The organism is Lacrimispora sp. 210928-DFI.3.58, assembly GCF_020554865.1.
Classification (GTDB): domain Bacteria; phylum Bacillota; class Clostridia; order Lachnospirales; family Lachnospiraceae; genus Enterocloster.
The window spans coordinates 1-11,452 of the sequence record NZ_JAJCIC010000019.1; the positions used below are offsets into that span (position 1 = coordinate 1).

The following is an 11,452-nucleotide window of genomic DNA, read 5'->3' on the forward strand; positions in this document are numbered from 1 at the left end:
AGCCAGCCAGCCAGCCAGCCAGCCAGCCAGCCAGCCAGCCAGCCAGCCAGCCAGCTGGCCAGGAATACGAATATAGAAGTGGTGTGAATTATTGCAATGATTATGATAATTTTGTATCATGATGCATTGCATGGCTATAGTCTGCTACAGACAACGGGATTTCATGAAATTTATTTGGATGTTATAGCTCTCGGGGGAAAACTGGGGGTTAATCTATTTGTTCTGATTATAGGATGGTACTGTATTGATAATACACCAGGATATATAAAATGTATAAAAAAGGTATTAGCATTTGACAGAAGGATCCTTTTTTGCACAATTACATGCTTTGTATTTTTTGGCATTTTAGGGGCAGATCTGACTTGGGAAAGGCTGCTAAAAAGTATTTTCCCATTGCTGTTCAATACATATTGGTTTATGACTGCAATAGCGGTTTTATATTTGTTAATTCCAACATTAAATAAACTTATCTATTCGTTAAATAAAAAAGAATTTACGGCTTTTATTATTTTAATGTTTGTTCTTTGGAGCATAATACCAAGCATTACATTCCAGCAATACTCAGGAATGAATTGGAACCAGCAATTGCAGGTTATTATGATGTATTTTTTAGGAACATATTTAAAAAAGTATGGCTGTAAGCATGACAAGAAATTGGCCTGGGGAAAAATCGCTTTTTTAATCGGAGGATTTCACATTTTCGCAGTGATTATATTGGGACTGCTGGGACACCACAGAATACCCGGATATCTGAGATCCGGTAATTATCCAACAACATTGTTATGCTCTGTCTGTATTTTTATGTCATTTGTCCAGAGAGAAAGAACAGTGATACCTGCCGTTAATGGAATAGCAGGATATATGCTGGATGTATATCTTTGGCATGAAAACATTTTTGTTGAAAGCTGGTTATGGTTATTTTTTTATAAACTTCCTGTAATCTTGCCGGTACATTCATTGATTGCTCTGGTGTGTATTATGGCAATAGGGATATCTGCAGGGATGGTAAGGGGGCTTTTTGAGAATATAATCATACGGAAAATCTATTATATAGAAGACTGCTTCATAAGCAGGATGATGATAATGGGGGATATTATTTTAAGAAAAATATAGGGTTAGTTGGAAGAGTAGAGATTTTATGGATAGTCTAAAACATGAAAATTGGATAAATGTGTGCAGAGGAATTGGGATTCTTATCGTAATGTTAGGGCATTCCGGCCCATCGCCATGGCTTAATAAAGCAATCGATAGTTTTCATATGCCATTGTTTTTTATACTTTCGGGATATTTGTTTAAAGTGAATCAGAGCCTTGGTACGAGAGAATGCATATATAAGAATTGGAAGAGATATATCGTACCTTATTTTGGCTATGTATCGATTAATCTGATGATACAAATGGTCAGATTATGGATAGGAAAAGAAGAGCAATTATTAAAAAGCTTCTTTGTATATGTAGGGGGGGGTGTATATTCGAGGGGATCAATGCTTTGTATGCCTAACTGTAGTCCCTTATGGTATTTAACATGTATATTTTGTGCAGTAGTAATGTTGAATGCGATAACTCAAAAGCTTAGGGAGAAGGCCTATATTGCGGTAATTGGATTTTCGGTTGTTACAGCGGTTCTTTCATTTGCCGAAGCGCCCAAATTGCCCTGGAATATTGATACGGCTATGGCGGGTGTGACATTTATGTATATGGGGATACTATTAAAAAAGTATAGTCTTATTTCCCGGTATAATAATGTCAAATACGTTAAAAAAATAGGATTGTCCCTGCTTCTGCTTATTATATGGGGATTAGCGGCATTTTTAAATCCCATTGCTGCAGTAAGCTTTAATAATAACAGATATGGAAATTACTTTTTAATGCTGATTGCAGCAGCCGCTGCGAGTTTCTTACTCATTGCAGTATGCAGGGAAGTATGCAATAGATTTGAAAATATGGGGAAATTAAAGCCGTTTTTCAAATTAATTGCGCTTTTCGGCACGAATACAATTTTCATAATGGCATTTGACTATTTATCCGGAGACATTGCGAGGAGCATCTTAAGCAGCTATAATGGTTATAAAGCGTACTGGCTGAAAAAGGTTATTATTATGTTTGTGGCCCTTGTTATTTTCTGCGGTATAAAAAAATATATAGGAGTAATAAAAGATGAGAAGAATAAAATATCTTGTCATGGATGTTGATGGTACATTGACAGACGGAAAAATTTATATGGGAAATAACGGCGAAATGTGTAAAGCGTTTAACATTAAGGATGGCTGTGGGATCCATGATTTGGCGATACCAGCAGGAATGGTGCCTGTAATTATTACCGGACGGACATCGAAGATATTAGAAAACCGCTGTAATGAATTAGGAATTACATTTTTGTATCAGGGTGTTACAGACAAAGTGGAAAAGCTGTTTTTGCTTACAGATGATATGACAGAAGTAGCGTATATTGGTGATGACATTAATGATCTTCCATGCATGTCTATTATTAAAGAGAAAGGCGGCCTGGTCGGCTGTCCGGCTGATGCATCGGAAACAGTATTAAATATCTCTGATTTTGTAAGCAGAAAAAATGGCGGTGATGGAGCTGTTCGGGAATTTATAGAGTGGCTATTATACGGAGGTACTAGTTCAAAATGACAAAAGTGTTGGAATATAAATCAGGGGGGAGGGGAGGAATCGCAACAGAGCGGGCAGAAAACATCGAAAAACTGTATGTTTTAAAACAGCCTGGTAGTAATCAGAAATTGCTGCAAAGAGCATTAAAGCTGCAGTCTTTAACGAAGGAAGCAGCTATGGCAATCCATAGGGATGCAGATAGCCTGCTTGTGGTTGATGAAAATATATCTGAACAACAGCTTTTGGATTACGGGATGATAGAGTTTGAAGATTACATATATGAGCGGTTCCTGGGAAAAAGGATTGTTGTTATATATGGAAACTGCCATACATCAATTATTGCAGAAATTTTAAATCAATGTGTGGAGTTTAACCAGGAATACAAAGTATATGCGATAAAACCTATCCACACAATAGATTCCGTATCGTATTTTGATAAGCCGATTTTCAGATATTGCGATGTTTTTATTCATCAGAGTATTCAAAAGGAAAACCGCTATGGAGCAGAGTTCTCTTCACAAAATATTATTTTACGATTAAACGCAAAGTGCCAGGTGATTGCTGTTCCTAATGTATATAGATTACCAGTGTGCTTTTTTCCACAATACACACGAGAAGCAGAATTCGTTAAAAGAGATGGGGACTCTGTCTTTTTTAGAGATTCCGTTCTTGATGATGCGGCAGAAAGAGGACTTTCGTATAAAGATACTCTTGATGATTATTGGAATAACATACATTTTACAGATGAGCACCTGGACAGGCTTTTGGAACTATTTTTTGCTAAAGTAGAAGAGAGAGAAAAAGATTGGGATATCAAATGTCTTGATTTTATAAAGAGGAGTTATAAAGAGAGCCAGCTTTTTTATGACCCGAATCACCCTACAAATGAATTCCTATTTTATGTGACAATGGAGCTGCTTTCATTACTGGGAATACAGACAAAGAGAAATACGTTGTTAGATTATGATTTACCTGTCTTGTCTGGTTATGAAATGCCAATCCTTCCTGAAGTAAAAGCATATTTTGGCATGAGCTTTCCAGATCCCCAGATTATGCGTCATCGGAGCTATAATAAGGTTAGAATGGGAAATATGAAGGGCTACAGGGATTATGTAAAACAATATCTTAGCTGTGAATGGCAGAATAAGAAGGTGAAAACATTATATGCAGTGAAATGGCGTGGAGTGTATTACTTAATGAAAGTTTATAACAGAATATATAAGCTGATTAGTTTAACGCGGCCATAAAGGCGTTTATAGTATAGGAGAAACAATATTTGGAAGAGTGAAGATAATATGATAAAGAAGAGAGTAGCAATGGTAGACTTTTGGTCTGTATGTGATGAAAAAGGTAAGCCAATAGGTCATGGCAGAAAGGTTGGGAATGAATATTACAATTATATAGCAGATTCATTTGATGTGGTTCAGTATGCAAATGAAGGTATGCTGCAGCATTTGGTAAACCCCAGAAGGTGTACATTTGCTCATTCGCTGCAGAATGGCTTTCCTAAATGGAAAAGAATTTTAACAACCTTTCAATGCCTGCGCGAGGTATACCGCAAAGAGGCTGAGTCTGTTATATGGTTTTATGTACCGAATATCTATTTATTTCTCTTTCTTTTATTATCGGTCAAAGGAAAGCGCAGAATTGTAGTGAATGTATATGAGGATTATGGCAACAGTAAAATAAAGAGATGGATATTTCGTAAGGCATTAAAAAAGGTTGATGCAGTATTTGCAACAAATAAAAGATTATTACAGTCAATTCCTAATGGTATGTTCATTCCTGATTATGCATATAGGGAGGAGGAGTATGGCAGGTATACTGGATTAGAAAAAAAAGAGAGAGCAGTTTGCTTGGGAACCATGAATGAGAAAAAAAAGCTGCTGGATGCCGTGGAGGCATTTTCTAAGAATGGATATCCTCTTTACATTGCCGGACAGTTTTCCTCTGTTGAAACTTATAAACGCTTGTGTTCGATTAAGGGAAATAATATTGTGATTGAAAACCGGTATATAGATTCAGAAGAGTATTATCAGATATTGGCTTCAAGTAAGCTTTGCCTGATACCATATGATGAAGAATTTTATAGAAACAGGACATCCGGGGTCCTTCAGGAATGCCTGTTTACAGATACGATACCGATTTCACATAAGAGCATACTGGAGTTTTCTGACATTCCTGGTATTGGATATGCGGATATTCGCGAGCTTGCCGGAATGGATTTAAAGGATATTGATGCTGTTAAACTGAAAAATGAATATAAGGAAAAACGCTGTCAGTTTTACAGCTATCATACGGTAAAAGAAACCGTGATAGAAACGATCATAAAGTCTCTGTACGGTTTTCATGAATGAGCAGCCCTCTTTCTGAGGTGATTTAACAAGCTGCCGGCTTCCTTTCTGTATAGGAAAACAATACATCCGGTGAGAGCCGCCAATATAACGTAAAGTCCGATACTGTCGTCAAAAGCGAGTATCAGAATGGATTGCAGCAGAAGTATAATATAGGTTAAATAATCATGCAATAGGGATAACTGCATTTTTATATGCCGCCTGACTAATAAAATACGTATTTGCCAGACGAGAAAGTAGGAGAATACAGTCGCAATAGCAGCTCCTAAAGGGCCGAAGGCGGAAACCAGAATAAAATTCAGCAAAAGGTTAACAACAGCGCCAATGGATGTGGAAAGGCTGAAAGCCTTTGTATCCTTTACCGCAGTAAAAATTCCGCCGATATGGCCGGATAATGCTCCGAATACGATTGATATTGTCAGAAAAGGAACATATGCCCATGCCTGATAAAAGTCCTTGGCATATAGGATTGCTGCAATCAGCCGGGTAAAAACGATAATCAGCGAACAGATGATGGACATGCCAAAATGATACAGCTTATACGTTTGGGTGAAGAACCCGGATTTATCCTTGGAATCAAATTCCCTGACAGTTGATAGGGCCCATGCCTGATTAAAAATCGTTTGGAATATATTAAGGATTCCTGGGATTTTGTAGCCTACGGAATAAATTCCATTGGCAGCCATTCCGCATAGTGCAGTGATGACATAGCGGTCAGAAGCGCCGTTGATCCACCAGCTGACGGAATTAAAAATTAAAGGAATACTGTATGAAAGCATTTGCCGCTTTAAGTCAGATGCCACATTTGTGAAACAGATGTAATTCCATATTTTCAGCCGGATGGCTAAGTAGCATAACGCTGCAGCCGGACCGGCTATATTTGCATAAAAATATCCCTTAAGTCCCCATTTTGCAGCAACCAGCAAAAGGACACTTAATGTCAACGATACTGCAGAGCTTAGTACACCGGCAACGGAAACCGCAAATACGTCATCGATGCCGCGTGAAAAGTTGCTGATAATCTGATAAAGCCCTGTCACAAGAAACATCCAAACTAAAACAGGGATATAATGATTGATAACTGGAATGATATGGAAGAATCGGTTTATTATAAGCAGGAAAATAAAAAATAAGATGCCTTTAAAAAATACCTGCAGGGAAATCGATAAAATACATGCTGGATCTGAGTCCTTATCTAAAGCAAAGCGGATGACAGAATCCATGATGTTTAAGGTTAAAATAGGTATCAGCAGCGCGATCGTAGTGTTAAAGAGATCGAAAATGCCATATTCTTCTGTTGTTAAAATACTGGTATATAATGGAACCAGAAAAAAAACAAGCAGTTTTGTTCCAAATTGGCTGATCGTCAGCAAACCAATATTCTTGAACAGATACTTATAATCGGTTTTCATATCTTTTATTGAAGCTCCTGTTAAGATTTCTGTTGAAGAACATCATTTAATGATACGCGGGGCAAAGCCTCAAGAAGGCCTCCTTCTGTAGCATTAAATAATTTTACATGATGTTTTTGGCAGTATTTATTCAATAATTCATACGTATCAAAAATATCAGCATACCAGGCCAATTCATCACGAATACTGGTAAGTTTTGATACTTTTTCCATGCGTTTTTTTTCGTTTTCAGAGATTTTATATGCATACTGCGATTCTTTTGCATTTTTTAATTTTGCCTGGGCAGTATTAATAAAGCCTGTACAGTCACAGCCCAGCAGATATATCTCCGAAAATCCCATATAAACAGCAATGCAGACAATATAATGGATTACAGTGGGAAAATCCGGCATAAGCATTGTGAGCTCAACATCTTTTTTCATGATAAGCTGTTTATCGATATCAAGTCCCGCATAATACCGGATATCCAATTCCTGATCCAGATCATAGTGATGAACCATATCGTAAGCACTGTATTTGTAAAAGATAATGGGATGGTTATCGGAGGTATTTACATTCTTCATAATCTGAAGAAGCTCCATATCCTCTTCTTTTGTCTCATCAAGATGAAAAAACCTGTCATCGGCCCAGAAATGATAGGTGGTATGCAGCTTTTCAAAATTGTTATTTCTTGGAAGCTGATTAACTGTGAAAGTACATTCATTTTTTAATAATGAAAAATCAATGTCGTTTAACGATGGCCCATTGCCAAATATAAAGCAACGCTGTCCTTTGTGTTTGTTTTTAAATTCGCTATTCAATGAAAGCAGCCTTTTACATTGAGGGTTTAAGGATGAGAACCTTATTTCTTTTATCTTTGCAAGCTGTCCTGGAGTGAGAATTTTTTTGATAAATTTTTTGGGAGTAAGGTACATGGCATTCTTCCTTTGGCACAATTATAATTATTGGTATTATACTACTACTTTTTCTATATAGCAATTCAGGATTTTCTTAGTTTATTTTTGCCATATGGAGTTTTGGTTTATTCTTTAAAGAAAGAGTTGCAATTTAGTAAATACACTTTGACGAAACTCCCCCTCCTGCTGTACAATAAAAGAAAATAAGCCCATAAAACCGGCAACAGAGTATAGAATTTAGAGGAGGTAAGCCTATGTCAGAAAGCACTGCTATCCATACTTACAACATGCCGCTGACCCTGGAGCAGCATTTTAAAATGCTGGCAGAGAGTTATCCGTCTGTTCAGGAATTGCATGGATTGTGGACGATTCTCAGAGGGCGTATTGAAGATGAGCTGATTTCTTCACGTCATAACTTTGTGAATTACAGTCTTCATGACGCCAGTCATAGCCGTTCGGTGATACAATCCATCGAGCGGTTCCTGGGAGAGGGGAGAATCCGGCAGTTATCAGCTACTGATACATTCATGCTTCTCATATGCGCTTACGCTCATGACTATGGGATGGCCCAGTCCTTCAGGAAAATATATAACATACTGGGAAGCCGTGAATTTGAAAGCTTTCTGAGAAAAATGGACGAGAATAAAAATATGCTGGAAAAGGAAGATGCGTGGGCTATACATAATCTGTTATGCTACCTGGATAAGGCGAAGCCCAGCCTTGCGCTGAATGATATGTACTTTTCCATTATGCTGGTAATACAGATGTACCTTAGGCCGAATCACTGGAAGGGGGCAGCGGATGTTGTTGAGGATTTTGATAAGCTGCTTCAGGGAGGGCTTAAGCGCCGGTTTATCTGGGGCTCTGAGGGTGTAGTGGAAATCTGCAAGTCTCATGGGCAGCCTATCCAGACAATTTTATCTTTTTCCCAGCGGGCAGGAGGGATTGTAGGGGATGAATTTCATCCGCGGTTTGTTGCGGCCATGCTTAGGCTGGGGGATCTGCTGGATCTGGATAACGGAAGGTTCCCCTACTGGTTTATCAAGGAGGTTTCCCAAAATGCGACTATTATTCCTGAGCTTTCTGCCATGCATTACAGGAAGCATGAAGCGATTTCCCATTTATTGATTACACATAAAAAAATTGAAATCATTGCCAGATGCAGTGACGGGCCTGACGGATATAAGGTGGCTGGTTTGGTAAGTGATTGGGCAGACCTTCTGCAGGAAGAATGCAGATATATGGTAAATCATTGGTCTGAAATCTCACAGCCGGATTTTGGTTTTCCTCCTAATATGGTAAACGTTGACATTTATGTGGGAGATCGGTCATATCTGGCGTTTGAACGAAAGCTTCAGATGAAAATGCCTCATGAACGTGTTATGAAGCTGTTGGAAGGTACCAGTATTTATAAAGATAAATATGTAGGGATCCGGGAATTGCTTCAAAATGCGGTGGACGCATCTCTTCTGCAGCTTTGGTATGATATTGTCCAAAATCGTTATCTTGCATACGGCCTCTCTAAGAATGCGGTAAAGGATGGTCTGGATCTACTATATTTTGCGGATAAGAAAAAAGCGGCTCTTTTCAGAAATTATGATATCTCGGTAGAGGTAATACAGGACAGGACTGTGGGAAAGGTTTACCTGGTGGTAAAGGACAAGGGAGTGGGGATTACACCGGAGGACGCCCGCTACATGTCGGAAATTGGAGCCAGCAAGGAGAAGAATACACGTCTTAAGAAGATTAGGGAGAATATGCCGGATTGGTTGAAGCCGGCAGGAGTTTTTGGGATTGGACTTCAATCGGTATTTCAGCTTACAGATTGTATTCATTTTTATTCCAGGCAGCATAATTCGCCGGAATGGGAGATTTTGCTTCATTCCTATGGAAAAAATAAGGGAAGGATTGAGATAAGGGAAGTTCCGCCGAATGAGGACGGCCTCTATTTTGAAAATGGCGTCCCTGGAACAAATGTAAAAATAGCAATAGATCCTGAGAGACTGAAGGACAGGGATGGGAAAGATCATTTTATTTATTATGATCCCGAATTTGACCATGGAGACGAGCTGGATATGCTGTTTGCGGAGATGTGCCGTGTCTGCATGGAGCGGATAAAGGAGGGGGCAAAATGCGATTATTTTAATGTGTATTTCCAATCCATGGTGATTGACAGCGAAGGAGGATTAACAAAGGGGAAACGGACATGTCTCCGCAGAAGCTATTTTCAAACAGAAAAGGAGCCGGAGATGGCTGGCTATGCGATGAAGTCATTTGCAAAAACAATTCAGCCATTTATTGCAAGTAAGGGAGAATCCTTAAGCTTCATTGATAATATGGCATGCTTCTGGGATAAAGAAGCAAGCAGATGCTATAGCTTGACGGTGAGGCCATGTACAATTGAAGTAAAGGAAGGGAAAAAACGGTTGTTTTTGCCGGATCCTGTACCCAATCTATATCATGTCAATTATAAGTTTTGCGCTGTAAATGATACAGAAACGATTTACTCCAAAAGAAACCGGCAGGAGCGTCTTCATGCAGGCTTTTTGAATTGGGATATCACGATTCTGGATGGGGAAGCAGAAAGATACCTTAATATTGACAGGGACAGGCTGCGTGAAGATGCCATAGAGGAAGAGGAGCTGCTGAATGTACGCAATAAAATCGTGAAAAATTGGTGTGATTATTTTATAAAACAGGATAAAGAAGAGCCAGGGAAACAAAATATCAAAGGACAGAGATTTGAAAAAATCCCGGAGATCCTCCTTTCTCTCATTCTTTTATTTTATCAGACGGTAGATATGGAACATTTTCGGAAATTTATAGAGCCATATCAGGCTTTTGTGGAGTCTAAGGAACTGATGCTGGGTGATGAGGAGATCCCTGTTACATATCTGTGGGATTCTGAAAAATTATTTAAGGCGAATGCGGCTCTTCCTGCAAGATTTATGGCAATCTCCCAGGAGATCGGAGATAAAGAGGCTACTGGTATTGGTATCAAAACAGTCAGACATCTTCCGCATAGGCTGGTACATATTGAGGAGATTCGGCATAACCGCGATCAGGGACTTGAATACTTTTTTGGCCTTCGCACTGTGGGGCCAGAGGCTGGTTCTATTATTATGAGTGAGGCAGCAAGGCTTTATGATTATATGAAGGCCTTTGAACCATATGCGAATCAGCCCACTCATGTGGATTACTACTCTATCCAGAAAAAAGTATTTAAGCCGGACAGCCGTTATAAGCATCTTCTTTTACCAGTTTATCCTCATACGTTCAGCAGAGGAGATAATTTTTCCTCTGCCCTTGATTATTGCATCCAATGGTATATTTTGTCTCCATTTGACAGAGACTCTGCTAAGATCCTGAAAAAGGGGATTGAGAAAACCATTGAGATTACAACAGAGCTGAAGGAATACGTTATGGAGAGCCGACAGCTGGATAAATGTGTCCGTTATATCCTGAATTATCATTGCCCTGATCCTTTGGGGCGGGAGGTTTTTGAAAAGGAAATCAGAAAGGAATATGCAGAATTTGTTGAGAATTTTGGAAGGCTGCTGTATAGGAACTGCGTTATGGTAAGAGAGCAGTTTCAGGAGAAGAGATGGTAAGCCGGTAGGAGATGCCATATGGGAGAACATTATGAATTTTTTGGCCCCTGTTCCTTTGCGGATGAGCAGGAGTATTGTGAATTAGTGGAAAAAATGGTTCTTTATTATGACAGGAGAGGGAAGCATTATAAGCGCTTATATCTCGTATTATCAGGTGTGAGGCTCACGCTGGTGGCATTGATTCCGCTGCTGGCGCTGTCAGAATGCCGTCTTTTGAATCCTTATACCCTGACGGCAATAAGCTCTTTTGCATTAATAGCAGAAGGCTTTCTCAACCTTACAGCCTGCCATGATAAATGGAAATCGTACCGCCGTACCTGCGACAAGCTGTGTATGGAGCACCGTCTGTACATTGCAGGCGTTGGAAATTATCAGCAAAAGAAAAATAAGCTGGGCGAATTTGCGGCCCGGTGTGAAAGTATTATGAACGATGAGGGCATTCGCTGGGAAGACTTTATCGACAAGGTCGCATCGAAACAAAAAGAGGGAGATTGAGCCCCTTCCTGCGTAATCTCCCCCTATTCACATCAGTAAAATGCGGCAGCTCTTTTGCACAGGTGA

The 11,452-nt window shown here is 39.2% G+C and carries 9 protein-coding genes; 7 read left to right on the forward strand and 2 right to left on the reverse strand.

Annotated elements, in window-relative coordinates; all coding sequences use genetic code 11:
* Nucleotides 1–96: 96 nt before the first annotated feature.
* The 5 genes from LIZ87_RS12480 to LIZ87_RS12500 are packed head-to-tail and all read left to right on the forward strand — an operon-like array spanning nt 97 to nt 4,975.
* Nucleotides 97–1,113, forward strand: a complete 1,017-nt coding sequence (locus LIZ87_RS12480) for an acyltransferase (protein ID WP_319638582.1) — start codon at nt 97–99, stop codon at nt 1,111–1,113.
* Nucleotides 1,114–1,138: 25 nt separating this feature from the next.
* The gene (locus tag LIZ87_RS12485) at nt 1,139–2,191 is read left to right on the forward strand and encodes an acyltransferase family protein (RefSeq protein ID WP_227147474.1); all 1,053 of its coding nucleotides are present in this window, start codon (nt 1,139–1,141) and stop codon (nt 2,189–2,191) included.
* A complete protein-coding gene (locus LIZ87_RS12490; RefSeq protein WP_227147477.1) occupies nt 2,157–2,639 on the forward strand; it encodes a KdsC family phosphatase in 483 nt (160 codons plus the stop codon). The genes LIZ87_RS12485 and LIZ87_RS12490 overlap by 35 nt, the downstream gene beginning before the upstream one ends.
* A complete protein-coding gene (locus tag LIZ87_RS12495; RefSeq protein WP_227147479.1) occupies nt 2,636–3,865 on the forward strand; it encodes a WcbI family polysaccharide biosynthesis putative acetyltransferase in 1,230 nt (409 codons plus the stop codon). Before LIZ87_RS12490 ends, LIZ87_RS12495 begins: the two co-directional genes overlap by 4 nt.
* 48 nt (nt 3,866–3,913) lie before the next feature.
* Nucleotides 3,914–4,975 (forward strand): hypothetical protein, encoded by a 1,062-nt coding sequence (locus LIZ87_RS12500; protein WP_227147481.1) that lies wholly within the window; start codon nt 3,914–3,916, stop codon nt 4,973–4,975.
* On the opposite strand, the gene LIZ87_RS12505 is transcribed toward LIZ87_RS12500, so the two are convergent.
* The gene (locus LIZ87_RS12505; protein WP_227147484.1) at nt 4,966–6,384 is read right to left on the reverse strand and encodes a lipopolysaccharide biosynthesis protein; all 1,419 of its coding nucleotides are present in this window, start codon (nt 6,382–6,384) and stop codon (nt 4,966–4,968) included. The two genes, LIZ87_RS12500 and LIZ87_RS12505, sit on opposite strands and share 10 nt — an antisense overlap.
* A gap of 20 nt (nt 6,385–6,404) precedes the next feature.
* Nucleotides 6,405–7,298, reverse strand: coding sequence for a hypothetical protein (locus LIZ87_RS12510; RefSeq protein WP_227147487.1), 894 nt, complete (start codon nt 7,296–7,298; stop codon nt 6,405–6,407).
* Nucleotides 7,299–7,534: 236 nt separating this feature from the next.
* Here LIZ87_RS12510 and LIZ87_RS12515 point away from each other — a divergent pair, with 236 nt between their 5' ends.
* Both LIZ87_RS12515 and LIZ87_RS12520 read left to right on the forward strand, forming a co-directional pair.
* Entirely contained in the window at nt 7,535–10,891 is a 3,357-nt protein-coding gene (locus LIZ87_RS12515; protein WP_227147490.1) for an HD domain-containing protein, read from the forward strand.
* An 18-nt stretch (nt 10,892–10,909) separates the two neighbouring features.
* Entirely contained in the window at nt 10,910–11,386 is a 477-nt protein-coding gene (locus LIZ87_RS12520) for a DUF4231 domain-containing protein (RefSeq protein WP_227147494.1), read from the forward strand.
* Nucleotides 11,387–11,452 lie beyond the last annotated feature (66 nt).